General features: G+C 67.0%; 23 protein-coding genes. 5 read left to right on the top strand and 18 right to left on the bottom strand.

The annotated features are described in order from the left end of the window. Complete coding sequence (locus tag JO391_RS16600; protein WP_220661551.1) at positions 1-1098, bottom strand: Gfo/Idh/MocA family protein; 1098 nt, start codon at positions 1096-1098, stop codon at positions 1-3. A gap of 172 nt (positions 1099-1270) precedes the next feature. Here JO391_RS16600 and JO391_RS16595 point away from each other — a divergent pair, with 172 nt between their 5' ends. The 3 genes from JO391_RS16595 to JO391_RS16585 all read left to right on the top strand — a co-directional run bounded on the left by JO391_RS16595 (position 1271) and on the right by JO391_RS16585 (position 4540). Continuing rightward, positions 1271-2296, top strand: a complete 1026-nt coding sequence (locus JO391_RS16595; RefSeq protein ID WP_220661550.1) for a helix-turn-helix transcriptional regulator — start codon at positions 1271-1273, stop codon at positions 2294-2296. A gap of 107 nt (positions 2297-2403) precedes the next feature. Then, positions 2404-3393 carry a ParB/RepB/Spo0J family partition protein gene (locus JO391_RS16590; RefSeq protein ID WP_220661549.1) on the top strand — a complete coding sequence of 330 codons (990 nt, stop codon included), beginning with the start codon at positions 2404-2406 and terminating at the stop codon, positions 3391-3393. 124 nt (positions 3394-3517) lie between these two features. Further along, entirely contained in the window at positions 3518-4540 is a 1023-nt protein-coding gene (locus tag JO391_RS16585) for a DUF1403 family protein (RefSeq protein WP_220661548.1), read from the top strand. Between the two features lie 6 nt (positions 4541-4546). Here JO391_RS16585 and JO391_RS16580 read toward each other — a convergent pair whose 3' ends face one another. Beyond that, on the bottom strand, positions 4547-5419 hold the full coding sequence (locus JO391_RS16580) for a LysR family transcriptional regulator (RefSeq protein WP_220661547.1): 873 nt from the start codon (positions 5417-5419) through the stop codon (positions 4547-4549). Between the two features lie 101 nt (positions 5420-5520). Between JO391_RS16580 and JO391_RS16575 the strand changes: the two genes are divergently transcribed. Beyond that, a complete protein-coding gene (locus JO391_RS16575) occupies positions 5521-7074 on the top strand; it encodes a proton-conducting transporter transmembrane domain-containing protein (protein ID WP_220661546.1) in 1554 nt (517 codons plus the stop codon). Positions 7075-7088: 14 nt separating this feature from the next. Continuing rightward, the gene (locus JO391_RS16570; RefSeq protein WP_220661545.1) at positions 7089-9470 is read left to right on the top strand and encodes a YbcC family protein; all 2382 of its coding nucleotides are present in this window, start codon (positions 7089-7091) and stop codon (positions 9468-9470) included. Between the two features lie 53 nt (positions 9471-9523). Here JO391_RS16570 and JO391_RS16565 read toward each other — a convergent pair whose 3' ends face one another. From JO391_RS16565 to bchY, 16 genes are all read right to left on the bottom strand, one after another. Continuing rightward, the gene (locus tag JO391_RS16565) at positions 9524-10579 is read right to left on the bottom strand and encodes an ABC transporter ATP-binding protein (protein ID WP_220661544.1); all 1056 of its coding nucleotides are present in this window, start codon (positions 10577-10579) and stop codon (positions 9524-9526) included. A 3-nt stretch (positions 10580-10582) separates the two neighbouring features. After that, positions 10583-11425, bottom strand: a complete 843-nt coding sequence (locus JO391_RS16560; RefSeq protein ID WP_220661543.1) for a carbohydrate ABC transporter permease — start codon at positions 11423-11425, stop codon at positions 10583-10585. Further along, positions 11425-12366: a carbohydrate ABC transporter permease gene (locus tag JO391_RS16555; RefSeq protein ID WP_259444731.1), complete on the bottom strand. Its 942-nt coding sequence runs from the start codon at positions 12364-12366 to the stop codon at positions 11425-11427. The genes JO391_RS16560 and JO391_RS16555 overlap by 1 nt, the downstream gene beginning before the upstream one ends. Then, entirely contained in the window at positions 12348-13601 is a 1254-nt protein-coding gene (locus tag JO391_RS16550) for an ABC transporter substrate-binding protein (RefSeq protein WP_220661541.1), read from the bottom strand. The genes JO391_RS16555 and JO391_RS16550 overlap by 19 nt, the downstream gene beginning before the upstream one ends. Positions 13602-13622: 21 nt before the next feature. Beyond that, positions 13623-14780: an aminotransferase class I/II-fold pyridoxal phosphate-dependent enzyme gene (locus tag JO391_RS16545; RefSeq protein ID WP_220661540.1), complete on the bottom strand. Its 1158-nt coding sequence runs from the start codon at positions 14778-14780 to the stop codon at positions 13623-13625. Then, positions 14770-15486, bottom strand: coding sequence for a FadR/GntR family transcriptional regulator (locus JO391_RS16540; RefSeq protein WP_259444730.1), 717 nt, complete (start codon positions 15484-15486; stop codon positions 14770-14772). Before JO391_RS16540 ends, JO391_RS16545 begins: the two co-directional genes overlap by 11 nt. 128 nt (positions 15487-15614) lie before the next feature. Then, positions 15615-16190 carry a hypothetical protein gene (locus tag JO391_RS16535; protein ID WP_220661539.1) on the bottom strand — a complete coding sequence of 192 codons (576 nt, stop codon included), beginning with the start codon at positions 16188-16190 and terminating at the stop codon, positions 15615-15617. A 110-nt stretch (positions 16191-16300) separates the two neighbouring features. Next, the gene (gene dxs / locus JO391_RS16530; protein WP_220661538.1) at positions 16301-18226 is read right to left on the bottom strand and encodes a 1-deoxy-D-xylulose-5-phosphate synthase; all 1926 of its coding nucleotides are present in this window, start codon (positions 18224-18226) and stop codon (positions 16301-16303) included. 174 nt (positions 18227-18400) lie between these two features. Continuing rightward, a complete protein-coding gene (gene pufX, locus JO391_RS16525; RefSeq protein WP_220661537.1) occupies positions 18401-18628 on the bottom strand; it encodes an RC-LH1 core complex protein PufX in 228 nt (75 codons plus the stop codon). Positions 18629-18638: 10 nt separating this feature from the next. After that, on the bottom strand, positions 18639-19562 hold the full coding sequence (gene pufM / locus JO391_RS16520) for a photosynthetic reaction center subunit M (protein ID WP_220661536.1): 924 nt from the start codon (positions 19560-19562) through the stop codon (positions 18639-18641). After that, positions 19555-20403, bottom strand: coding sequence for a photosynthetic reaction center subunit L (gene pufL, locus JO391_RS16515; protein ID WP_220661535.1), 849 nt, complete (start codon positions 20401-20403; stop codon positions 19555-19557). The genes pufM and pufL overlap by 8 nt, the downstream gene beginning before the upstream one ends. 129 nt (positions 20404-20532) lie before the next feature. Further along, entirely contained in the window at positions 20533-20706 is a 174-nt protein-coding gene (gene pufA, locus JO391_RS16510) for a light-harvesting antenna LH1, alpha subunit (RefSeq protein ID WP_220661534.1), read from the bottom strand. 13 nt (positions 20707-20719) lie between these two features. Then, entirely contained in the window at positions 20720-20872 is a 153-nt protein-coding gene (gene pufB, locus JO391_RS16505) for a light-harvesting antenna LH1, beta subunit (protein ID WP_220661533.1), read from the bottom strand. Between the two features lie 168 nt (positions 20873-21040). Then, on the bottom strand, positions 21041-21274 hold the full coding sequence (gene pufQ / locus JO391_RS16500; RefSeq protein ID WP_220661532.1) for a cytochrome PufQ: 234 nt from the start codon (positions 21272-21274) through the stop codon (positions 21041-21043). Further along, positions 21271-22749, bottom strand: coding sequence for a chlorophyllide a reductase subunit Z (gene bchZ / locus JO391_RS16495; RefSeq protein ID WP_220661531.1), 1479 nt, complete (start codon positions 22747-22749; stop codon positions 21271-21273). The genes pufQ and bchZ overlap by 4 nt, the downstream gene beginning before the upstream one ends. Next, positions 22749-24239: a chlorophyllide a reductase subunit Y gene (gene bchY, locus JO391_RS16490; protein WP_220661530.1), complete on the bottom strand. Its 1491-nt coding sequence runs from the start codon at positions 24237-24239 to the stop codon at positions 22749-22751. Before bchY ends, bchZ begins: the two co-directional genes overlap by 1 nt. Positions 24240-24269: the final 30 nt, after the last annotated feature.

Genomic DNA, 24269 nt, shown 5'->3' with positions numbered 1-24269 from the left:
TCAGATCTCCGGCGCGTGGTCCAGATGCGGCGCAACCCGCTGCCCCACGGCATCGAACCGCGGCGGCGTGAAGGTGGACAGGATCGGCAGCGCCTGCCCCAACCGCCCCGATTCCATGGATTTCGCCATGATCTCCAGGACATGATAGGCATGTTCGGGCGAATTCACCGGCTTGCGCCCCTCGTGGATCGCCTGGATCAGGTCGCGGATCCCGTCCGTCCAGCGCCAGCGGTTGCGGTCGGTATGGTCCTGCCAGAACCCGTCCTTATTGCGCCACAGCTTGTAGCCATGCGGATCCCAGTCGTCGCTCAGCATGTTGATCGTGCCGTCGCTGCCATAGATCTCGATGCCCGCTACGTCATAGCGCTGGATGGTGAAGCCGGTCGTCACCACGCCAAAGCACTGGTTGCCGAAATCCAGAAGCAGCTGGAAATTGTCGTCCGTGCGGACGGTCATCTTCTGGTTGTTGACGATGCGTTCGGGAATGGCGATCCCGGTCATCGCCATCACCCGCTTCGCCGGACCGATCAGCCCCGTCAGCGTCGTCACGTTGTACACGCCCAGGTCATACATCGGCCCGCCGCCCGGCTCATAGAAGAACGGGTCCCAGTCCGGCCCCGCCCAGCCATACATGCCGCGCGCCGACAGGGGCCGCCCGATGTCGCCCGCCGCGATGTGCCGCCACATCGCCTGATAGGTCGGCGACAGTGTCACATGCGGCGCGCAGACCAGATGCCCCTTCGACACCTTTGCGAGCGCCACCAGCTCGGCCGCGTCGTTCAGGTCCATCGACATCGGCTTTTCAACCAGCACATGCTTGCCCGCCAGCAGGGCTTCGCGCGTGATCCGGCCATGGCTCTGCATGTCGGTAAGGATCACCACGGCATCGACATCGGGGTGGTTGATCACCTCGGAATGGTCGGTGGTAAATGCCGGGATGCCCCAGCCTCGCGCCCGCTCGGCCTTGCCCGGCCGGACATCGCAGCCGATGATGACCTCGCAGTCGTTGCCCTCAAGGTTCAGCGCCCGGATATGGGGGACGTACTTCTCCGAAACGCTGCCCAGGCCAATCACACCAAGGCGCACCGTCTTGCCCATCGCTCTCTCCCTGCTGGCGGTACGCCCCGATGATGCGGCCGGTCCCGCCGGGCTGGCAATCGTGCCCGCGGTCACATGACCGCGGTCAGGCACGCATGACCCACTTCCCGCTTGACGCCCCCGCGCCAAGACGTTCCCCTGCCGGGGAACCCAGCTTTCCCGGAACCCGAAGATGGCGGCGCAGTCCAACGGGGCGACCCTGTCCCTGCTGACAGCAAGGGCAATCGACCGCCTCGGGGCCGCCGATTTCTACGATTGCCTGCTTGCCATCCTTGGCGCGGCCGTGCCGCACGATCTGGCCGCGATGGTGCGCTACTCCCGCGCCACCACGCCCGATCTGATCCTGCCGCGCATCGAGCCCACCACCTCGATGATGGCCTACTACGAGCATTTCTACGCCTTCGACCCCTTCTACAATCACTGGATGCAGTCGGGCGAGATCGGCGTGTTCCGCCTGCGCGAGATGGATACCAGGATCGGCCGCAGCCTCTATGCCCGCGAGTTCCTGACCGCGATGTCGATCTATGACGAGATCGCGGTGTTCCTGCCGCCCTTCGGCAATGCCTCGCCCACCCTGATCCTCGACCGTGCGAAAGGCGCCTTCACCGCGGCCGAGATGCGCCGCGTGCGCGAGATCTTCCCCCTGCTCGCCGCCCTGCATCGCCGGCACATCAGCGCCTTCATCGCCGCCGGCAGCGTCACCGAACGCTCGCCCATCGGCCAGCCCCGCCCCTTGCGGCTGGTCGATCACCAGGGGGTGACGGTGTTCGAAACGCAATCCTGGGCCGAAGTGACCGGCCGCGATCCTGCCGTGGCCGATGCGCTGGCCGTCATCGCGGCGCGCGGCCCCTGCGTCATCGACCTGCCGGGCCGCATGTCGCTGCGCCGCACGCAACTTCCGGCCGATTTCGGCCCCGCGCCGCGCGGCTATTGCGACGAGGTCACGACCGACGGCACCGCGCATGGCTTCGGCGGCGAATCCGGGCTTCCGCCCCAGATGGTCGACCTTCTGTCGGAACGCGAACAGCAGGTCGCGCTCAAGATGCTTCAGGGCTACCCGGTGATCGAGATCGCCCGCAAGCTTGGCCTTTCGCGCGGGACGGTGAAGAACTACCGCCTCTCGATCTACCGCAAGCTCGACATAACCAGCGAGCGCGAACTGTTCGGCGAATACATCGCCGCCATCCGCACCCCCTGACGGATCGCGCCCGCCCATCCGGCGCCCACCCTGCGCGCGGCGGTGAAAGCCTTCGTAAACCGGTTTCCCGGCCATCTGGACCCGCACCAGTCCGCCAGGAGACCACCATGCCCGACCCGCGAGGAACTCTTGAAATGCGCCTCTCCGTGGCGCCACCAACGGGCGGGCCTGCCACCTTCCCCGCGGGGAAGGTCTCCGCCGCGCCACACCGTGCCGCCTATGTCGTCCAGCCGGTTGCCCTGGACCGCATCTGCATGGTCAAGCTGGTGCGCGACCGCAAGAAAGTGCCCGATTTCGAGCTTTCCGAACTCAAATCCTCCATCGCCGAGCTTGGCCTGTCCAACCCGATCCGGGTGGAATCGCGACCCGATGGCGACTTCGATCTGATACAGGGCTACCGCCGCCTTTCGGCCTACCGCGAGCTTCTGAAAGAGACCGGCGATGTCGCCGCCTATGGCGCCATTCCCGCCGCCGTCACCGAGCCCGGCGCCGACCTCGACGCGCTCTATCGCCGGATGGTGGACGAGAACCTTGTCCGCAAGGGCATCTCCTTCGCCGAAATGGCGATGCTGGCGCTGGACTTCGCATCCGACCCAGGCACCTCCGAGGACGATCCCGAAAGGGCCGTGGCCGTCCTGTACAAATCCGCCAGCTATCAGAAGCGCAGCTATATCCGCAGCTTCATGACCATCGTGCGGCGGCTGGACAAGGCCCTGCTCTACCCGCAGGAAATTCCCCGTTCCCTTGGCCTGACGCTGGCCCGCCGCCTGGAAGAGGTCGAAGGCCTGGCCATGGCCATCCGTGCCGAGCTTGCGGATTGGGACAACCGCTCCATTGCCGACGAGCTCGATGTGCTGCGCCGCCTGTGCGGCGCCGTGGAGGATGGTGCCGGCCAGGCTATCCGGCCGGCCCCGCGCCCGTCGCGCGCCGCGGCGGGCACAAGGACCAGCTTCACCTTCGACCGCCGCCATGAACGCTGCCTCTGCATCGCAGCCAAAGGCCGGCTGGACATCCGGCTCGACCGCGACTTTTCCGCCATCGACCGCACCCGTCTGGAACAGGCCCTGCGCCTGATGCTGGACCAGGTCGCGCCCTGAAGGCGAAACCTTCCCCGCGGGGAAGGCTTCATCTCGCGCTGCCGCCGTCTTGCCCCGCATCCGGCCATTGGCTCCGCCCGTTTTCCGGCGATAATGCGCAAGACATCGGAAAGGCGGCAGCGGCATGGGACAGGGGCCCGAACCCTTGCACAACCCCTTCGACCCGGCAGACGCAGAGGAAGCCGATCTGTGGTTCCTGCCCGCCCCGCCCGAAGACGAACCGCCCGGCGCGGCGCCCTGGGCAGGCCCCCGACCTGAGGCCGCCCCGGTCTGGCGCGCGGCCGAGGCGGCACTCGCCTCCGACCTGGCCGAGCTTGCCTTCGATGCCGGCCGTCTTTCGGAACGGCTGCGCGCCTCTGGCCCCGGTGCCCTTGGGCGGATCGCGCTGGACGAGGCCGCCGCTCTCAGCTGGTGGACCGGTGATCGTGTGACCTCTGACCGGCTGGCGCTCTGGCTGTCGTATCGCGTCGGCGCGGTGGGCGAGGGCGGTGACGGGCTGATCCGCACCGCCTGGGCCGCGCGTCGTCTGGCCGCGCCCAACCGCCCCGCGCCCCTTGCTGCCGCGCTGGCCGAGACCTTGGGCGGCGAGGGCCGCCCCGACCCGCAACTCGCCGATGAGGTCGCCGAAGCCCTGCGCGAGACCGAGCTTCTCTCTCCCGTGACCCGCGGCTGCGCGGCCTTCCATCTCTGGCGCGGCCTGACCGAAAGGCCGGCGCACCTGGCCGGGATCGAGGCGGCGGTGCTGGGCCAGCGCCTCGCCGCCGGGTCCGGCCGCGCGCTGCCCTTCCTGCCCCTGTCGCTGACGGGCGTCACCGCGCTGACCGTGACGGGCGACCCCGACCGCCGGCTTGCCGGCTGGATCTCGGGCGCGCACCGGGCCGTGCTTTCCGCCCTGATGGCGCTGGACCGGCTGGCCGCCTGGCAGGCCCGTGCCCAGGCCGGCGTGGCCGATCTGCAGGGCCGCACCCCCGCCCGCCTGATCGCGGCGTTGGTGGCCCATCCCACCCTGGCGGCCCCCCAGGCCGAAACCGAGACCGGCGCCAGCCGCGCCGCCGTCCAGCGCAACCTTGACCTTCTGTTCGCCCGCGGCCTGGTACGTGAGGTCACGGGCCAGGGCCGCTTCCGCGTCTGGGGGGCGGCGCTGTAGGGCAGGCTAGCGCCGCAGGATTTCCTTCAGCAGCGGGTTCGGGAACCGGCGCCTCTGGGTGACGGCGAAGAAGGTCTCGCTGATCCCATCGAGCCGCGCCGCCTCGACCAGGGTGCCGGCTCCCAGTTCGTCGCGGACCACGATGGGCGGGATGATGGCAAGCCCGGCATCCTCGCGCGCCAGAAGGCGGATCATGGCCATGTCGTCTACCTCGGCCGCGAGGGTCGGGGTGACCTCCAGCCGCGTCGCCAGCGCGTCGAAGGCGGCGCGCAGGGCGGTTTCGCGGGTGGGCAGGATCAGGGGCTGGCTGGCCAGCAGCTCGCGCAGGGACTGGGGCACCGGGCCCACCCTGGCCGGCGTGCCGATCAGGCCGACCGGCTGATCGTCGATCCGGTGCACCAGCCAGTGGCTCACCGCATCCGTGGCTGGGGCGAGGTTGGTCAGCACCACATCTAGTGCCAGACCTTCCAGCCCACGCAACAGCTCGTCTTGCGAACCCGAGCGCAGGACGACCTCGACATCCGGCTGGCCGATCAGGGGGCGCAGGAACTGCATCTGGAAGTTGCGCGACAGGGTGGCCAGGGCCCCCACCCTCAGCGCCCGCCGCTGGCGGCCGGTGTCGCGCAGGGTGGCGGTCAGGTCGTCGGCGGTGCGGAAGATCGCCTCGGCATGGTCCAGGGCAATGCGGCCGGCCTCGGTCAGCACCAGGCCGCGGCCCTGGCGTTCGAAAAGGTCCTGGCCGAGAGAAGCCTCTAACATCTTGATCTGTGTAGATAAAGCGGACTGAGACAGGTTCAGGCCGCGCGCCGCGCCGGTCAGGGTGCCATCGCTTGCGACGGCACGGAACAGGCGGAGGTGGTGCAGGTTGAGCTGGGCCATTGTTCCATCAGACAGAACGATTACTCACAATATATGTAATTTTCTGAATGGCGGACAAGCCCTAAATGCCGGTTCGAGAGCCCGATCCGGAGACCGAGATCATGTACCTTCCTCTGATTTCCCTGGCGCCTGCGCTGCTTTTCCTGGTGGCCTTACCCTTTGCCCTTTCGCCCGGCAGGCGTCCCGGCCGCCTGCCCGCGCTTGCCGAGGGCGCAACGCTTGCCGCGCTGGCGCTTGGGGTGGCCGGGTTGATGCAGCTGTGGCTTGGCGGCGCGCTGACGCTTCAGGCATCCGGGCTTGCACTGCTGCGGCTGGACGCGATCAGCGCAACTCTGGTTCTGCTGGTGGCCTTCGTGGGCTGGGTCGTGGTGCGCTATGCGCGCCGGTACCTTGACGGAGAGGCGCGGGAGGGACGGTTTCACGGCCTGGCCCTGACGGCGATCGGCCTGGTCCTTCTGCTTGTCCAGTCAGCGAGCCTGCCGGTTCTGGTGTTGGCCTTCGTGGGCCTGGGCCTGACCATGCGGCAGCTTCTGCTGTTCTACCCCGACCGTCCCGAGGCGCAGCGCGCGGCGGCGAAGTTCATCCGGGTCTGGGGTGCGGGCGACGTGGCGCTGATCCTGGCTTCGGTGCTGCTGTGGCAGAGCCTGGGAAGCGTGAACATCGCCGACCTGACCGGGGTAACGGCCCTGCCGGGCATGGCGCAGGCGGCAGTGGGCCTTCTGGTGGTTGCGGCGGCGATGAAGACCGCGGCCTTCCCGCTGCATGGCTGGCTGACCGAAGTGATGGAGGCCCCGACCCCGGTTTCGGCCCTGCTTCATGCAGGCATCATAAACTCGGGCGGCGTGCTGCTGATCACGCTGGCGGGACTGGTGCAGCACAGCCCCGGCGCCATGGCGGCGTTGGCGGTGCTGGGCGGGTTCACGGCGCTGTTCGGGGCGTTGGTCATGCTGACGCAAAGCGCGGTCAAGACGGCGCTGGCCTGGTCCACCGTGGCGCAGATAGGCTTCATGCTGCTGCAATGCGGCCTGGGGCTTTGGGCGCTGGCCCTTCTGCACATCGTGGCGCATTCGCTGTACAAGGCGCATGCCTTCCTGTCTTCGGGCGGTGCGGTGCGCGCGGTCAACGCGATCCGCAAGCCCGGCCCGGTGGCCGTGCCGGGACTTTCCGCAGTGGCGCGGTCCTTCGGTCTGGCGATCGTGCTGTATGTCGGCGTGGCCTTCGTCTTCACCGCGCTGTTGGGGGACAAGTCGCCCCAGGCGCTGGCCTTGGGCACCATGCTGATCTTTGGTGTCTCTTACCTGATCGCGCAGGGGCTGGCCGATGCAGCGCCGGGCGCGCTGACGCGGCGGACCGTCACCGCCTCGCTTGCCGCGGCGCTGGCCTACTTCACCTTCCAGGTGATTGCTCAGGCCATCTGGGGGCCGGCCCTGCCCGCGGCCCCGGTGGCCGGGGCGCTGGAATGGGCGCTGATCGTGCTGGCGGTCCTGTCCTTCGGCCTGGTCGCCTTTGCCCAGGCACTGTTCCCGCTGTGGGCGCACCACCCCTCGACCGCCGGGCTGCGGGTGCACCTGGCCAACGGGCTGTACCTTAACGCCTTGCTTGATCGCATGATCGGCGGCTTTCGCGCGCCCGATCCTGCGTCCGTGAAATCCTGACAGGGAGAGTTCCGATGTTTCTGAAACATTCGCAGATTGCCCCTTCGCTTGCCTCCCGGCTGCTGCTGGCGGCGGAGGAAGCGGCCCGCGCCATCCCACCGGCCTTCCCGCTGGATGCGACCGTGGCGGTCAATCCCTTTCTTGGGCAGGTGGAGGAGGACCTTTCGCAGGCCGCGGCGCGGCTGGCCCGGGTGGCGGGCGTGGGATTGACGCAGCCGCGTGCCGATCTGGCGGCCAAGGTGGCGGCGGGCGAGATCAGCGACGACGATCTGGCGGCGGCGCTGATCGCCTCGCGCTCGCCGGTGAAGCCGGTGGATCTGGCCTGGCTGAAGGCGCGGATGCAGGCGCCCGCGCCGGAACCGCGGGCGCTGCCCACCGTGGCGGAACTGGCGGCGGGGGCGACCGGGACGGATTGGCCCGCGGTGATTGCCCGCAGCTTTGGCCTGTGGGCGGGCGGCTACTTCGACCGCGGGCAGGCGTTGTGGACGCCGCGGCCCGGCCATGGCGCCTTTGCCGCCTGGCGGGAATGGGCGACGCACGACCTGACCCCCGAGATCGCCGGGCTGGCCGGGTTCTGCGCCCATGTGGCGGCGGCGCCGGATACGGCCGAGCGCGCCGTGCTGCGGGCGGCCGAGCGGCTGAAGCTGACGCTGGAGGCGGCGGGGACGGCCTTTCACCGGCTGCTGGTCGATCTGGGCGGCTGGCCGATGCATGCCCGGTGGCTTTTGTGGCAAGCCGAGCTTTCGGGCGGCACGGATGCGACGCTGACCGACCTGCTGGCGATCCGGCTGGTCTGGGAAGAGGCGCTGCTGGCCCATGTGCCTGAGGTGGGGCCGGATTGGGAGGCCACGGTGGCGGCCCATGCGACGCCCCTGCTGCCGACGCCGGATCAGGCGCTGGACAGCGTGTTGCAGGAGGCGGCCGAGCGGGCCCATCAGCGCCGGCTGGCGGCGGCGCTGTCCGGCCCCGCGCCGCGCGTGGGGCGGCCTGCGATGCAGGCGGCCTTCTGCATCGACGTGAGGTCCGAGGTGCTGCGCCGGGCGCTGGAGGGGCAGGATGCGGGGATCGAGACCCTGGGCTTTGCCGGGTTTTTCGGCCTGCCCGTGGCGCATCGCCCTGCCGGGACGGACGAACTGGAGGCGCATCTGCCGGTACTGCTGGCGCCTTCACTGGTGTCGACGGGCCATCAGGGCGATGAGGTTGAAATTGCGGTTCGGATCGGCGAGCGGGCGCGGCGCGCCTGGGGCCGGTTCCGGCAGGCGGCCGTGTCGTCCTTTGCCTTCGTCGAGGCGGCGGGTCCGGCCTATGGCGGAAAGCTGGTGCGCGATGCGCTGGGCCTGGGGCATGACGGGCCGAAGCCCGGCCCGGCGCCTCGGCTGGAGGATGCTCTTGCGCCAGAGCAGAAGGCGAAGATGGCGGCGTCTGTGCTGCGCGCAATGAGCCTGACGGGCGGTCATGCCCGGCTGGTGCTGCTGGTGGGGCATGGAGCCGAGGTCACGAACAACCCGCATGAAAGCGCCTATCACTGCGGGGCTTGCGGCGGCCGGACCGGAGAGGTTTCAGCGCGGCTACTGGCGGCGCTGCTGAACCACCCGGAGACGCGGGCGGGGCTTCCGGCCCTGGGGCTGGATCTGCCGGAGGACACACTGTTCGTGGCGGGGCTGCATGACACGGTGACCGACCGGGTGACGCTGTACCGGGATGCGCCGGATGCCGGGCACGCGGCGGATCTTGCCCAGGCCGAGGCCTGGCTGGCGGCCGCGGGGCGCGTGGCGCGGGCTGAACGGGCGATGCGTCTGCCGGGCGCCACGGCCGAGACACTGGCGCGGCGCGCGGTGGACTGGGCCGAGGTGCGTCCCGAATGGGGGCTGGCCGGGTGCAGTGCCTTCATCGCCGCGCCGCGCGCCGTGACGGCCGGGCGCGACCTGAAGGGGCGGGCTTTCCTGCACAGCTATGACTGGAGGTCCGATGCGGGCTTTGACACGCTGGAACTGATCCTGACGGCGCCCGTGGTCGTGGCGAGCTGGATCAGCCTGCAGTACTATGGGTCGACCGTGGCGCCTGGGCTGTTTGGCGGCGGCAACAAGCTGATCCATAACGTCGTGGGTGGCATCGGCGTGGTCGAGGGCAATGGCGGCCTGCTGCGGCCGGGCCTGCCGGCGCAAAGCCTGCATGACGGGGCGCGCCCGGCGCATGAGGCGCTGCGGCTGTCGGTCATGGTCGAGGCGCCGATGGAGGCGATGGGGGCGATCCTGCGCCGCCATGAAGGCGTGCGAGCGCTGTTCGACAACGGCTGGCTGCACCTCTTCGCGCTGGAGGGGGGCAGGGTCGTGGCGCGGTATCGCCCCGGCCTGACATGGGAGGGGGCCGGCACTGCCCTGGGCCTGGCGGCCTGAGCGGGGATGGCCCGCGGCGCAAGCGGGCCTTCGGCCCGAGCCGTGGCGCGGAGCTAGCCGCGCAGGGCGCGGCCGTCGGCGGCGAAGGCGTGGGTCTGGCCGGGCTGAATGGTCAGGCCCACACGGTCGCCGGCGTGCAGAGGCACATGGCCGTGCTGGCGCACCATGAGCGGCCCGATCCCATCGGCCAGGACATAGACATTGGTATCCGACCCCAGGTGTTCGACCACATCGGCGGTGCCGGTCAGGGGCGCCGTGGCCGGATCGGCGATGTCGAGATGCTCGGGGCGGATGCCCAGTTCGGCGACGGGGCCGGTGATGCCGGGGAGCGCGATCTCGGTGCCGTTGGCGAGACGCACGCCGCCTTCGGTACGGCCGACGGGCAGGATGTTCATGGTGGGGGAGCCGATGAACTGCGCGACGAAGCGGTTGGCGGGGGCCTGGTACAGGTCCAGCGGCGTGCCGACCTGCTGCACGATGCCGCCGTTCAGCACGACGATGCGGTCTGCCAGCGTCAGTGCCTCGACCTGGTCATGGGTGACATAGACCATGGTGGCCTTGAGGCGCTGGTGCAGGCGGGCGATTTCCAGCCGCATCTCGACTCGGAGGGCGGCATCGAGGTTGGAGAGCGGTTCGTCGAACAGGAAGGCGCGCGGTTCGCGCACGATGGCGCGGCCCATGGCGACGCGCTGGCGCTGGCCGCCCGACAGGGCGCGCGGCAGGCGTTCGGTCAGCTTGTCCAGCCCCAGGGTACGGGCGGCGGCGGCCACGCGCGCGGCGCGGGCGGATTTCTCGGCGCCGCGGATTTCCATCGAGAAGCCCATGTTCCGCGCCACGTCCATGTGCGGGTAAAGCGCATAGGACTGGAAGACCATCGCGATGTCGCGGTGGCGGGGGGCGACATCGTTCATGCGCTGGCCGTCGATGAGGAAATCGCCGGCAGTGATGTCTTCCAGCCCCGCGATCATGCGCAGCAGCGTGGACTTGCCGCAGCCCGAGGGGCCGACGAGCACGATGAATTCGCCATCGGCGATGGAGAGGTTCACGTCGCGGAGCACGTCGATGGTGCCGAAACGCTTTTCGATGCCGTGAAGGTCGAGGCGGGCCATGGATCAGCCTTTCACCGCGCCAGAGGTCAGGCCCTGGACGAGGTATCGCTGGATGAAGATGAAGAACAGGCAGGAGGGGATGAGCGCCAGAACGCCGGCCGCCATCATCTGCCCCCAGTCCACCGAGAATTTCGACACGAAGGTCAGCATCCCCACCGGGAAGGTCATGCTGCCCTCGGACCGGATGAGCATGAGGGCGAAGAGCACCTCGGACCAGGCGGCGGTGAAGATGAAGCCGAGAGTCGCGCCGAGGCCGGGCAGGGTGAGCGGCAGGATCACCTTGCGCAGGGCCTGGAACCGGGTGCAGCCGTCCATCATCGCCGCATCTTCCAGGTCCTTCGGGATTCCGTCGAAGAACGACTGCATCAGGAAGGTGGCGAAGGGGATGTTGAAGGCGGTGTAGACGAGGATCAGGCTGGTGAGCGAGTTCAGCAGGCCGAGGCCGGCGACGATCTTGTAGATCGGCGCGATGATCATCAGGAGCGGGAACATCTGCGTCAGCAGCATGAGCGCGATGACGAGCTTCTGCCCGCGGAAGCGGAATCGCGAGAAGGCATAGCCCGAGGCAGCGGCGATGACGGTGGTGATGGCAGCCGAGGCGAGCGAGACCAGCAGGCTGTTCTGGAAGAACCGCAGGAAATCGGTCTGCCAGATGACCTTGGTGAAGTTGTCGAGCGTTGCGGTCGAGGGCCAGAGGGCCGTGCCTTCGGTGAAGATCAGCTGGTCTGGCGTGACCGCGATCTTCAGGAGCCAGTACAGCGGGAAGAGCGCGAAGCTCAGGTAGAACAGGATCGCGGCGTATTTGCCGAGGGTGAGGAGCGGGTTGCGGCGGGCGGCGACTGACATCACAGCCTCACGAAGCGACGGCGCAGTGCAAGAAGCATCACGGCATAGACGAAAAGCAGGAACAGCAGCGCGACGGCGAGCGTGGAGGCATAGCCGAAATCCAGCTTCTTGAAGGCGGTCGTGAAGATGTAGGTGGACAGGATCTGCGTGGAATTGGCGGGTCCGCCCCCGGTCATGATGAAGATCAGGTCGGCGAAATTGGCGATCCAGATCGTGCGCAGCATGACGGTGATGGCGATCATCGGCGCGAGGAAGGGCAGGGTGATCTTGGTGAAGCTTTGCCAGGCTGTGGCGCCGTCAATCTCGGCCGCTTCATAGAGTTCGGACGGGATGGATTGCAGCGCGGCCAGCAGCGTGATGGCGAAGAAGGGCACGCCGAACCAGATGTTCGCGGCGATGGGGCCCCAGATGGCGAGCGTGGGATCGCCGAGAATGTTGAAGGGCTCGGACAGGAGGCCGATGGCGGCCAGCCAGTGCGGCAGGGGGCCGATCACCGGGTTGAAGAGCCAGGCCCAGGTGAGCGCGGTGAGGAAAGTGGGCACCGCCCAGGGCAGGAAGACGATCGCCTGGAACAGCCGCTTCAGCGGGAAGCGGGTGTTCAGGAGGAGCGCCAGGCCGAGCCCGAGCGTGAACTGGAAGAACAGCGAGCCGAAGGTCCAGACCAGCGTGTTTTCCAGCGAGATCCAGAACTTCTTGTCGGACCAGAGGGCGACGTAGTTTTCCAGCCCCACCCATTCCGCCTGCCCCGGCTTCAGGAGCATCATCGACTGGAACGAATAGCTGACGCCCACCACCAGCGGGATGAGCATGACCAGCGAGATCAGCACAAGCGCCGGGGTGAGGTAGAGATACGGCTCGATCAGGTGGGACCAGACGAAACGCTGGTGCGCCCGGGTTGCCCCGGGCGCGTTGGTGCCTTGCGTCACTGCTTGGCTTTCCACTTGCCGTATTCTTCCGTCAGGAAGGCGGCCCATTCATCCCCCAGTTCCTGCGCGGTCTTCTGGCCGAGCAGGGCTTCCTGTGCAGAATCCTTCAGGATGGTCGAGGTGAAGTAGCCCCACTGTTCCAGATAGGTCGGCATGATGGTGGGGATGTAGTTCGGGCTGTTGAGTTCCTCGAACCAGCCCTTGAACTGGTCGGTCTTGAAGAAGGGGTCCTGGTCGGCGCCCTGGTGGATCGGGATCACGCCGACGCGCTTGGCCCAGGTGGCGTTGGAGTCGGGCGAGGACAGGTAAGCCACCAGGTTCCAGGCATCGTCGGCATGCTCGGTCGAGTTGAACACCGACCAGCCCGCGAAGCCGATGGTCGGGAAGGCCTTGCCGGCGGGGCCGACCGGCATGGGGATCACGGCGAAGTCTTCGGCCGGCATCCGTTCGGCGATGGCGATGAGCGCGTCGGGGTCCTGGTCGAGGAAGGCGCAGGTGCCGGAGTAGAAGCCCGCCACGATTTCGTTGAAGCCCCAGTTCACGCTGTCCTTCGGCGCATAGCCCTTCTGGTACAGGTCCATCAGGAACTGCAGGCCGGCGATGGAACCCGGCTCGTTGATGCGGCTCTTGCCGTCCTCGGTGAAGAACTCGTTGGTGCCGTTCATCACGGCCGCCATCATGATCCAGCCGTTGGTGCCGCCCGGGCCGCCGCGCAGGCAGTAGCCGTATTTGCCGTCAAGTTTGGACACGGCTTCGGAGGCGGCCATGAACTCGTCCATGGTCTTGGGCGGTTCGGCCACGCCAGCCTCGGCCAGGAGCTTCTTGTTGTAGAACATGGCGCGCAGGTAGAAGCCGTAGGGGATCATGGTGATCTTGCCGTTGGCAAGCTTGCCCATGTCCACGGTCTTTTGCGTCAGCGTGGCGCCGTGTTCCCAGCCGGCAACGCGCTCGTCCAGGGCCATCAGCTGATCGGCATACAGTGCCTGCCAGGTGTCCGGCATCTCGATCACATCGGGGATGTCGCCGCCGGCGATCATCGTGGCGACGGTTTCGAAGGCCTGGCCCCAGGGGACCGAGACGATTTCCACGTCGACGCCCGGATTGGCGGCCTTGAAGCCATCGACCATGCCCTTCAGCACCTCGGTGCGTTCGGGGCTGGTGATCACCTCGACCAGCTTCAGCGTTTCCGCCGAGGCTGCCGAGCCCAGAAGCACCGCCATTAACCCGGCGCTGGCCAGAAGTCTTTTCATCGCTCTTACTCCCGTTGGTTGTCAGGTTCTGCTTGTTGCCAGGGCCGCTGACATGTCGGCCCAGAGGTCTTCTGCATCTTCCAGCCCGAGGCTGAGCCGGACGAGCGTGGAGGGGACACCGAATTTGCGCATCGAGTTGAACTCGCCGGCCTGGGCGAGGCCAACCTGGGCGGGCAGGATCAGGCTTTCGAAGCCGCCCCAGCTGACGCCGAGGCGGAAGAAGCGCAGGGCGTCGGCGAGTTTGGGGATGTTCACCGATTCGTCGAATTCCACCGACATCAGGCCCGAGCGGCCGGTGAGGCCCGGCACGGTGTTGGCCGTGGGCGAGTTCACGCGGCGCACGAAGGGCAGGGCGGCGAAGCGGTCGGCGAAGAGGTCGGCGGTGGCGCGGTGCTGGCGCATCCGGGGGACAAGCGTGCGCAGGCCGCGGATGAGGAGCCAGGCTTCGAACGGGGCGAGTTTTGCGCCGAAGAGCGGCAGCGACAGGTCGCGCAGGCGGCCGATGTGGTCTTTCGAGCCGATGACCACGCCGGCCACCGTGTCGGAATGGCCGGAGATGTACTTCGATGCCGAGTGGATCACGATGTCGATGCCAAGCTCGATCGGGCGCTGGAACACCGGGGTGGCCCAGGAATTGTCGATCATCGTCACCGCGCCGTGGCGTTTGGCCTGGGCGGCGACCTTGGGCAGGTTCATCGCCTGGAAGACCACCGAGGTCGGGCTTTCCAGATAGGCGATCTTCACGCCCTTCAGCAGATCGGGGTCATCCTCGAAGGCGCGAAGCGGGTGATAGGTCGTCTCGATCCCGAAGGGGCGCAGGATGCGTTCCATGAAGCGATAGCTGTCGGGATAGACGTGTTCGACGCAGGCGACACGGTCGCCGGGGCGCAGGAAGGCCATCAGTGCGGCCGAGATGGCCCCCATGCCCGAGGCGAAGCCCACGGCGGCCTCGCCGCCCTCGGCATCGGCCATCATCGCCTCGAAGGCGGCGACCGTGGGGTTCTGCACGCGGGTGTACATCGGCGCATCGCTCGAGCCGTCCATCCGCGCCTTGAAGTCGTCGAAGCTGTCGAAGGCAAAGAGCGAGGTCTGGACGATGGGGGGCGTGATCGAGCCGCCCGCGCCTTCCGCGATGGCGGTCAGCCGGGTGGCAAGGTCGTCGGTCGTCTTATCCGGCATGAAGTCCTCGGGCGATCTGGATGGCGGCTTCGTCCACGTCGGACAGGATGCCGGAGATGATGGCGACGGCGCGGTCCTCGTCACCTGCCGCGATGGCCTCTGCGAGCGGGCGGTGCGCGGGGATGGTCGAGGCGCCGAGTTGCGGCTGGTCGAAGGGGGCGTCGTAAAGGTCGTGGAAGGCGCGGTGGATCTGGTGAATCACCTTGGCGAACAGGGGATTGCCCGTTGCATCGTGAATTGCGGCGTGGAACAGACGGTCGGCGGGGCGCCAATCCTCGCCTGCCTCATAGACCTCCATCAGCTCCAGCATCCGCAGCATGATCTTGCGGCGCGCGGCCTCGTCCGCGACGCGGGTGGCGATGCGGACGGCCTCGATCTCCAGTGGGCGGCGGACGGCCAGCATCCGGCTGAGGCTGTCGGCCTCGATCTGCACGGTCAGCGGCAGGTGCAGCGAACGGGTCGAGACTTCAGCCACGATCCGGGTGCCGCCGCCCTTGTTGCGGGTGATGATGCCCAGGCTTTCCCACTGGCGCAGCGCCTCGCGCACGGTGGAGCGTCCGATGCCCAGGCGGCGGGCAAGTTCGACTTCGGGCGGGAGACGGTCGCCGATTCCCAGACCTTCTTCCTCGACCAAGGCCGCGAGAAGCTGCGCGACATCGCGCGGGCGCTTCGTTTCCTTCGCAGGTTCTGCGGGACGGTCGGTCAAGCGAATCTCCGGTGGCCGCCAAGTGCCGGCCAATCCAGCCACGCTACGCAATGTCAGACATTGTGGCAAGATTGTCGGACATTGTTTCAGCCGCGAGACTTGACGCGGACTTTCCCAGATTGGTGTCTTCAGGGACCGAAGCCGCCAGTTACAGGGTTCTTGGGGCTGCGGTTCGCAACAAGTGACGAGATCGCTTCATCCACCCGCCCGCTGCAGGACGGGCACATCGTATAGGCGACTTCTTCCGGATGCGGTCCGGTGAGGTTTTCGGGAAGGGTCCACTCGCCCGGTCCGGTGCCAACGGAGCAGCAGAACGAACATTTCAGGTGGTGGGCATCCTTGCGGTACTTCCAGTGGGTGAGCGGCTGATGGAATGTGCGGGCATCCCGAAGGTCATGCACCAGAAGCACGCGGTCGTCCCGCATCGGCTGGATGGTCATCTGATATCGGCGCAGCATCGTGGGGCTGTCACATCGGTAGTCTATCCGCAACGGAGCCTGCGAAGCGCGGACCACATCGACAAGGCGGACAACGGCATCGGCTGTGGGCTGGTCGACAATGTGGGTAAAGAGAGAGGTGGAAAGCACCTCGTTCGAGCGGGCAGCCTCGCCGGCATTGGCGAGCGCAAACTCGTCCCAGTCACCGCCCACCCAGAGGATGCGGTACTGTGTGTCCAGCACATAATAGAGCTGCTGAAACCTCACGCGCCGACCCGTTCGGTATGATTCCTCGACCCTTCCTTCCGGAAGCTGCCCGAGTTTTTCACGGAGGTTTACAGAATTGCAAGAGTATCGCGACGCTCTACATCATTGTGTCAACACAGCCTGACAACTTTCGTGCCTCGGGTCGGGCGGGAAAGTCCAACTGCAAGATCTCGGATATGGATTCGCGACATGCCGGCCCAATCGTACATTTGAGTTGGGCTGGCCTGGTCGATGAAGCGGTCGGGCAGTGTCATGGTGCGGATTGCGCGGCCTTGTTCGAGAAGACCGCTGGCGGCCAGATAATGCAGCACCAGTGCTCCGAACCCCCCTGTAGAGCCCTGTTCCACCGTGATGAGCGCGGGATGGTGGTTGAGCAGTCGGTCGATCAGGTCGGTGTCGAGCGGCTTGGCGAAGCGCGCATCGGCAACGGTGACCGAGATACCGTCCTGTTCCAGAAGGTCCGCGGCAGCGAGAACCTCGCCCAGATGGGCGCCGAATGACAGGAGGGCGACGTCGCGGCCCTCGCGCAGGATGCGGCCCTTGCCAAGAGGCAGTGGGATGCCGCGGTCGGGCATGTCGACGCCCATTCCTTCGCCCCGCGGGTAGCGGAAGGCAATGGGGCCCTGATCATGCGCGACAGCAGTGGCGATCATGTGGCAGAGGTCGGCTTCATCGCCTGCGGCCATGACGGTCATGTTGGGCAGGTTGGCGAGAAAGCAGATGTCGAAGGCGCCCGCATGGGTGGCGCCGTCCTGGCCCACGAGACCGGCGCGGTCGATGGCAAAGCGGACAGGCAGATTCTGCAGGGCGACGTCGTGCACGATCTGATCGTATCCGCGCTGAAGGAAGCTGGAGTAGATGGCGCAGAACGGCTTCATCCCGGCTGCGGCAAGGCCGGCGGCGAAGGTCACGCCGTGCTGTTCGGCGATACCCACGTCGAAAACGCGGGCGGGGAAGCGGCGCGCCATGACGTCGAGGCCCGTGCCACCCGGCATGGCCGCGGTGATCGCCACGATGGCGGGGTCGCGGGCGGCTTCTTCCGTCAGGCGCTGGCCGAAGACGGCGGTGTAGCTTGGTGCGTTTGACGCCGACTTGGCCTGTTGGCCGGTGGCGACATCGAATTTTGCGACACCGTGGTACTTGTCGTCGGCACGTTCGGCCGGGGCGTAGCCCTTTCCCTTGACAGTGACGCAGTGGATCAGCACGGGGCCGGACGCCCGCGCGCGGGCGGCGCGCAACGTGGTGAGGAGCTGGTCCATGTCATGCCCGTCGATGGGGCCGATGTATTCGAAACCGAACTCCTCGAACAGCGTGGCGCCGCCCGGCAGGCCGGTGACCATCTGGCGCGCGCGGCGCGCACCTTCGCGGACCGGGCCGGGAAGCTGGGATTCGAACCCTTCGGCTGCGGCCTTCAGCGCGGCGAGAGGACCCTTGGCGGCAATCTGGTTCAGATACCGCTGCAACGCCCCAACCGGGGGCGCGATCGACATGTCGTTGTCGTTCAGCACGACGAAGAGGCGGGATTTCAGGTGGCCGGCATGGTTCAGTGCCTCGTAGGCCATGCCTGCGGTGATGGCGCCGTCGCCAATGACGGCGATGGTGTCGCCGACCGGCATCCCCATCTCGCGCCCCACGGCAAAACCGAGCGCCGCTGAAATCGAAGTGGAGGAATGGGCGGCGCCGAAGGGATCATAGGGGCTTTCGGACCGCTTGGTAAAGCCGGAGAGCCCGCCCGCCTGGCGCAGCGTTCCCATGCGGTCGCGGCGGCCGGTGAGGATCTTGTGCGGATAGCACTGGTGGCCGACGTCCCAGATCAGCTTGTCCAGCGGCGTGTTGAACACGGCATGAAGTGCAACGGTCAGTTCGACCACGCCAAGCGACGAGCCGAGGTGGCCGCCGGTGCGGCTGACGGTGTCGATGGTTTCGCGCCGGAGTTCCGCGGCCAGTTGTGAAAGCTCGCCGTCGGACAGAGCCTTGAGGTCTGCGGGGCCCGAGACCCTGTCGAGGATCGAGGTCGAAGTGGGTTGGTCGCTCATGGGTTGCGTCCTCCGATGAGCCGGGCTGAAAAGGGTGCCGCTTGGCAAGCCATGCGGCACCAGGTGCCTGTCGCCAACAGGAAGGGAACCGGGCCGTGGTGGGCCCAGGATCCGGGTCGGCTGTGACCCGGACGCAAAACCCCCGGACGCACGGGATGCACGTCCGGGGATGGGTCAGGCCGACCGCTCGGGACTTTCGATGACGATTGCCGAGTAGGGCGAAGGGGCCTGCTTGCTTTGTTCGGGCAAGAGCTGGCCGACGATCCAGATGCCGATCAGGACGGCCGCGATAACGGCGAGGAAGAGACCGCCGAGGAATGCCCCCCACACCATCTGGCCCAGGGCCCAGACCCGGAGATGGATGGTATGGTTCGGTTCGTGGAAGTAGGGTTTGTCAGACATCACGGTCTCCTCAATCCAACGGCGCGTAGCCGTGCTGCTGCGCCCAGACGAACCAGTTGTCGACGACGGTACCGGTCAGGAGGATGCCGATGCCGCCGGTCAGCGTCACCAGAACGGCGAACCACCAGGCCCACCGGTGGATGCCCTCCATCGTGGCGTTGAAGCCCATCGTCCAGCGCCAGAAGAGGGCGGCGCGTTCCGAGGCGGTGCCACGGTCGGCGATCTGTTCCAGCTCGCGGTCGCCGCCGAAGCGGGAGACGGCGAGGATCGTCGCCCCGTGCATCGCGAACAGCAGCGCCGACCCATAGAGGAAGGCGATCGAGAGCGCGTGGAACGGGTTGTAGAACAGGTTGCCGTAGGTCAGCGAGAACAGGTTGGTCCAGTCGAGGTGGGTGAAGATGCCGTAGGGCACGGCATGGCTCCAGGAACCCATCAGGATCGGACGGATCAGGCCAAGCACCAGGAAGAGCCAGATCGCCGAGGCGAAGGCCCAGGAGATGTGCTTGCCCATGCCAAGCGCCTGGGCCCGCAGCCAGGTGCGGACCCACCAGGTCAGTACCGAGATCAGCAGGAAGAAGCTGGCGATGATCCAGAGACCGCCTTCGGCGATAGGCGCGAAGCCTAGGCCGTACTCTTCGGCCGGGGGTTCCAGGCTGAACCAGAACAGGTCCCGCATGAAGACGGCCGGGTTGAAGCCCGCCTGGTACCAGAACCAGGCGCCGACCAGCATGAACCAGATGGCGCCGGTGGCCAGCGAGATAACGCCCATGGTGCCAAGATAGATCGGGCCAATCTGGGCGTTGCCGAACCAGCCAAGCAGGTTCGAGAACCCGCCGGCGCCGGTGCGGTTGCGAACCTCCACGTCCTCGACAAGGCCCGCTTCGGCGTGGCCGCGCACCTGAACCTGGGTGAAGATGTTCTGATACTCAGCCATTGATGCCTCCTGCGGTACCGGCCCACCAGGGCAGGTTCAGCCACCAGTTCCACCAGTCGACCCATTGATCGAACCAGATCGTCCCGGAAATCACGATGCAGATGGCCGACCAGAAGCCGGCACTCAGCGCGAGGAACAGGCCCAGGCGGTGGATGCCGAGCGTGCCGACCGAATAGCCGATGAGGTCACGGAAATAGGTGTCCTCGTGATCCGGGGTGCGCATTTCCTTGCCTTTTTCCGGGTTGGCCGCCGAAAGGATCAGGCCGCCGTGCAGGGAAAGCGCGAGCGCGTTGGTGAAGAAGAAGCTCACCGCGATCATGTGCGCCGGATTGTAGTGGAAGTTGCCGTAGGTGTAGCCGGTGTTCGACACCCAATCGAGGTGCGAGAAGATGCCGTAGGGGAAGGCATAGCCCCAGGCCCCCATCAGGATCGGCCGGATCACGACCAGCGTGACATAGGCGAAGATCGCGACGGCAAAGGCGACGGGAACGTGGTAGCCGATCCCAAGCTTGCGGCAGATCTCCACCTCGCGCATGGCCCAGCTGACAAAGGCGCCGATGGCGCAGATGGTGATGATCTGCCACAGCCCGCCTTCGTTCAGCGGGGCCGCAGCCAAGCCCATTTCGATGGGTGGTGGGTTGATCGAGATCAGCCAGGGATTCCAGGTGCCTTGCAGCACCGCCCCCCAGAGGATGAGGATCGTTCCCAGTGCGGCAAAGAAGATTGTGGTGACACCGAAGAAGCCGACGAAGAAGGGTCCGACCCAGAAGTCGAACAGGTTCCCGCCCACCAGCGTGCCTCCAGGCACGCGATATTTTCGTTCGAAGCTGAGCAAGGCCATGCCCGCGTCTCCGCTGTTGCGGGACGTTCCCTGCCGGGCGCGTGGCGCGGGAGCGTGCCGTTATGTTGCGCATTGGGTCCGGGCACGGGCGGGTTGCTACCCGCCCGTGTCCGTGCTGTTACCTGACGGTTACTCGGAAGCAGCCGGGGCAGGGTTGTGCGACGCCGCGATCTGGAACCAGTTCACGCCGTTCGACAGCACCACGAGGTGGATCATCGCGGCCAGGAGGAACAGAAAGACCCCCTGCGCCACGAAGACGCGACGAGGATCGAAGATCATCCATATCTTGTAGAACTTGGACATTTTCTTTTTCTCCTCAGCCGAACCACGGGCGCCAGATGTACGTGGCGATATGAGCGACGACGGCGATGGCCACGAAGAGCCAGAGCCCGCTCATATACACCGAGTGCAGTTCCTGCGCCTGCTCGTCGGTCAGACCTGTGAAGCTCAGGTCGGATTTATCAGCCATACTATCCTCCGGATGGGCAGACTGACGCCGCATACCCTGCGGCCAGGTCGGCCGGGTCGCCCTTTCAGGCTTCCCGCACTATTTCGGCAGGCACGGGGTTTCCCCGGCCCCTGCCGAATTCTTTGACCGTGACGGGCGGGCGCACCGCGTCGGGGTCTTCTCTTCCGGTCAGTGCCGGAAGATCTCGGGCGTGATCGCGTGGGCCTCGGCCAGCGCGCGGGCCAGCGGGCCCTGCGGCGGCAGATGCCGGTCGATCACCAGGCGAACCACCCAGGCCAACACCGCGAACGGCAGGGCCACCAGGAAGATCGCCGTGAAATAGAGGTGGTACTCGGCCTTGGACGACCGGGGGCCATGGGACAGGCGCCCAAAGCCAGGGCCGGGATCGGTGTGGTCGCTCATTGCTTGGCCTCCACTCTTGCCGGTCGGTCGCTGTCGTGCAGCGCTTCGACCATTTCCAGGATTACGCGTTCGGCGCCTTGATCGAGCGCCGCCTTCTCGGCCGCGTCGCGCAGGGCGCGCGCCGCGGAAATTCGTGTCAGGACGGGATGTTCGCCGACGATGCGGTCCAGAGCGGCCTGGGCATCGGCATCCCAGGGCATGTCTCGGCGCAGCGTGGTGGGCGTGGCAGCGGCGCTGTCCATCTCGGATCCGAGCGGCAGGATGTGGAACAACGCATCGAACAGGCTGTTGCAGATTTCCTGCAGCAGATAGACGGCCCCGCCATAGCCCATGAACGGGGTCCCGGTAGCGCGGCGTATCGCGGCTCCGGGAAAGCCCGCGGGAATGAAGCTGGGCGCGGGGCCATGTCCGCCCTTCATCTCGGCCAGGTACATCTTCTCATTGATCGAGCCCATGACCACCAGCGGACGGTGCCGGCGCAGCAGGGCGCGGACCTCTTCGTTGTTGGTCTTGGCGCCCGGCTTGCGCGCCACGGCAAAGGCGCAGGGCAGGCCGAGATCGGATTCCAGGAAACGGCTGATGCCGCGGGTGTAGGTTTCGGAGGCCACGATGGCGAAGGAGGCGGTGGCGAAGAAATCCTGCGTGACCGAGCGCCAGAGATCCCAGAGCGGCTTCAACGTGGAGTGCTTTTCGCGCGCGATGAAGGGCTCGGGGTCGAGCCCCAGAATCTCGCCCAGGGAGCGCAGGAAGCGTGTGGTGCTGTCGAGGCCGATGGGGGCTTGCAGGTAGGGTTTGCCCAGGACTTCCGCCAGGCCACGGCCAAACTCGCGGTACATGACGACGTTGGCGTCGGCATTCACGAGGTTGCGCATCTCGGCAAGGTGCGCGCCCATGGGGAAGACCATGTTGACCTCGGCCCCGATGCCTTCGACCAGGCGGCGGATTTCGTGCAGGTCCGAGGCCATGTTGAAGGTGCCGTAGATCGGACCGATGATGTTGACCCGTGGCTTCGCGCCGTCGGGGCGCTGGGCTTCCGGCGGCATGCGGCCCTTGGTCTGGCCGAATTCGGTGAAGAGCCACGTGATGGCGCGGTCGGCGGCCTGCCATTGGTCTTCGTCGATCGTTCGGGGCAGGAACCGCTGGATATTGGTGCCCATGGGCGTGACGCCGCCGCCGATCATCTCGGCGATGGAGCCGGTGACGACCACGGCGGGCAGCGCCGGGTCGAGTGTCTTCCAGGCGCGCTTCATTGCACCTTCGGTGCCTTCGCGGCCCAGCTCTTCCTCGCCTAGGCCCGTGACAACGATGGGCAGTTCGTGCGGAGGAAGGGCATCGGTGTAGTGCAGGACAGAGGTGACGGGCAGGTTTTCGCAGCCGACCGGGCCGTCGATCACCACTTGCAGGCCCTTCACGGCGCAGAAGGCATAGACTGCCCCCCAATAGCCGCCCGCCCGATCATGATCCTGTACCAGCATCAGATCATCTCCTCGGCCTTGGCCGCCTTGGCGGCCTTGTCGAGCTTTTTCTGATGAATGGCGCGGAAGTCGGGGCGAAGGTTCGGTGCGCCCTCCCAGATGCCGGCCGTGTCGCCTTCGCCCACGCCTTCGAAGAAGGCGCGCATCTCGTCCATGCGGGATTTGCCGGCGATGGCGGCGTTGACCACCTGCGCCAAGCTGCCCGCCCCGGCCGGCCCCATCAGCGGACGGGCCGAGATCAGGTTGGTGAAGTAGAGCGCGGGGGTGCCCTTCTGCTTGGCCTTCTGCACCACTGGCGTCGTGCCGATGGCGAGATCAGGGGCGAAGGCTTCCATCGCGGTGAGGTCGTCTTCAAGGCTCGCGCGGTATTTGACCACGGTGCCGCGCGATTCGAGCCATGCACGGTCGGCCTCGCTCCACTCGGTGCGGGCGCAGGCGGTGCCGACATAAGGTATTTCCGCGCCGCTTTCGATCAGCAGGCGGGCGACCAGCAACTCGCTGCCTTCGTAGCCCGAGAGCGTGATGCGGCCCTTGACCGGGTTCGCGGCCAGCGCGCCCTTGATGGCCGGGCCGAAGGCGTTCTGAGCGGCGGCGATCCGTTCGGGAGCCACGCCATGGGCGGCGCCGATGGCGGCGAGCCAGTCCATCGTGCCGTCATGACCGACGGGTGCGGAGCCGACGATCATGCGACCTGCCGCAACGAACTCGCGCACGGCGGCGGAGTAGAAGGGGTGGATGGCAGCTATGACCTGGGAATCAAGCGCGGCGTAGAGCTCGCGCCATTCGCGGCAGGGCACGGTCGGGCCGGCAGCCAGGCCCATCGGCGCTAGAAGAGCGCCGATCATCATTGGGTCGGCTGGAAACATCTCACCCAGAAGGGTGACCGTCGGGCGGTCACTGCGGCCCGCGGCGGGGGCGGCGACCGGGCCCGCCATGATTTCCTCGCGTGCATATTTCAGCATCGCGCCGGCCAGGACGTCCTTCGCCTCGGCATGGGTCGGTACGCCGAAGCCCGGCACGTCGATGCCAATGATGCGGACGCCGTTGATCTCGGACGGAAGCAGTCGCAGAGGCACACCCGACGCCGTGGGGACGCAGAGGTTCGTCACCACGACCGCATCATATCGCGCGGGATCGGCCATCTCGTGCACGGCGTCGCGAATGTCTTCGAAGAGCTTGCCGGTGACGAGGCTTTCCGAGTTGAACGGTACGTAGCCGACAGAGCGCCGCGCGCCGTAGAAGTGCGACACGAAGGTCAGGCCGTAGACGCAGCAGGCGCTGCCCGACAGGATGGTGCCGACACGGCGCATCCTGAGACCCACGCGGAGCGAGCCGAAGGCAGGGCACATGCTTTGCGGCTTGTCATGCGGCCCCTTGGGGTAAAGCTCGGCGAAGCTGTCCAGCAGTCCGGCGTTGCCGGCCTGGCGGGCGGCGTCCTCCAGCGTCGCGGCACCGGCATGGCAACCGAGAGCTTCGTTGGAGGCGGTCATCCGCGCCCTCCCTGGCCTTGCAGCCGCTTC

The organism is Neotabrizicola shimadae (genome assembly GCF_019623905.1).
Classification (GTDB): domain Bacteria; phylum Pseudomonadota; class Alphaproteobacteria; order Rhodobacterales; family Rhodobacteraceae; genus Neotabrizicola; species Neotabrizicola shimadae.
Note: the sequence above shows the minus strand (reverse complement) of the source record. Positions and strands in the feature narration are given on the sequence as shown.

What these genes read in the sequence shown, in the direction of transcription:
- JO391_RS16565 (WP_220661544.1), bottom strand. Translation starts at nt 10,579, where the DNA reads ATGGCCCGCCTCGACCTTCACGGCATCGAAAAGCGTTTCGGCACCATC.
- pufB (WP_220661533.1), bottom strand. Translation starts at nt 20,872, where the DNA reads ATGGCTGATAAATCCGACCTGAGCTTCACAGGTCTGACCGACGAGCAG.
- dxs (WP_220661538.1), bottom strand. Translation starts at nt 18,226, where the DNA reads ATGAGCGACCAACCCACTTCGACCTCGATCCTCGACAGGGTCTCGGGC.
- bchY (WP_220661530.1), bottom strand. Translation starts at nt 24,239, where the DNA reads ATGACCGCCTCCAACGAAGCTCTCGGTTGCCATGCCGGTGCCGCGACG.
- bchZ (WP_220661531.1), bottom strand. Translation starts at nt 22,749, where the DNA reads ATGCTGGTACAGGATCATGATCGGGCGGGCGGCTATTGGGGGGCAGTC.
- JO391_RS16545 (WP_220661540.1), bottom strand. Translation starts at nt 14,780, where the DNA reads ATGCCGGATAAGACGACCGACGACCTTGCCACCCGGCTGACCGCCATC.
- pufM (WP_220661536.1), bottom strand. Translation starts at nt 19,562, where the DNA reads ATGGCTGAGTATCAGAACATCTTCACCCAGGTTCAGGTGCGCGGCCAC.
- pufL (WP_220661535.1), bottom strand. Translation starts at nt 20,403, where the DNA reads ATGGCCTTGCTCAGCTTCGAACGAAAATATCGCGTGCCTGGAGGCACG.
- JO391_RS16585 (WP_220661548.1), top strand. Translation starts at nt 3,518, where the DNA reads ATGGGACAGGGGCCCGAACCCTTGCACAACCCCTTCGACCCGGCAGAC.
- JO391_RS16550 (WP_220661541.1), bottom strand. Translation starts at nt 13,601, where the DNA reads ATGAAAAGACTTCTGGCCAGCGCCGGGTTAATGGCGGTGCTTCTGGGC.
- JO391_RS16580 (WP_220661547.1), bottom strand. Translation starts at nt 5,419, where the DNA reads ATGGCCCAGCTCAACCTGCACCACCTCCGCCTGTTCCGTGCCGTCGCA.
- JO391_RS16570 (WP_220661545.1), top strand. Translation starts at nt 7,089, where the DNA reads ATGTTTCTGAAACATTCGCAGATTGCCCCTTCGCTTGCCTCCCGGCTG.
- pufQ (WP_220661532.1), bottom strand. Translation starts at nt 21,274, where the DNA reads ATGAGCGACCACACCGATCCCGGCCCTGGCTTTGGGCGCCTGTCCCAT.
- JO391_RS16560 (WP_220661543.1), bottom strand. Translation starts at nt 11,425, where the DNA reads ATGTCAGTCGCCGCCCGCCGCAACCCGCTCCTCACCCTCGGCAAATAC.
- JO391_RS16575 (WP_220661546.1), top strand. Translation starts at nt 5,521, where the DNA reads ATGTACCTTCCTCTGATTTCCCTGGCGCCTGCGCTGCTTTTCCTGGTG.
- JO391_RS16600 (WP_220661551.1), bottom strand. Translation starts at nt 1,098, where the DNA reads ATGGGCAAGACGGTGCGCCTTGGTGTGATTGGCCTGGGCAGCGTTTCG.
- JO391_RS16590 (WP_220661549.1), top strand. Translation starts at nt 2,404, where the DNA reads ATGCCCGACCCGCGAGGAACTCTTGAAATGCGCCTCTCCGTGGCGCCA.
- pufA (WP_220661534.1), bottom strand. Translation starts at nt 20,706, where the DNA reads ATGTCCAAGTTCTACAAGATATGGATGATCTTCGATCCTCGTCGCGTC.
- pufX (WP_220661537.1), bottom strand. Translation starts at nt 18,628, where the DNA reads ATGTCTGACAAACCCTACTTCCACGAACCGAACCATACCATCCATCTC.
- JO391_RS16595 (WP_220661550.1), top strand. Translation starts at nt 1,271, where the DNA reads ATGGCGGCGCAGTCCAACGGGGCGACCCTGTCCCTGCTGACAGCAAGG.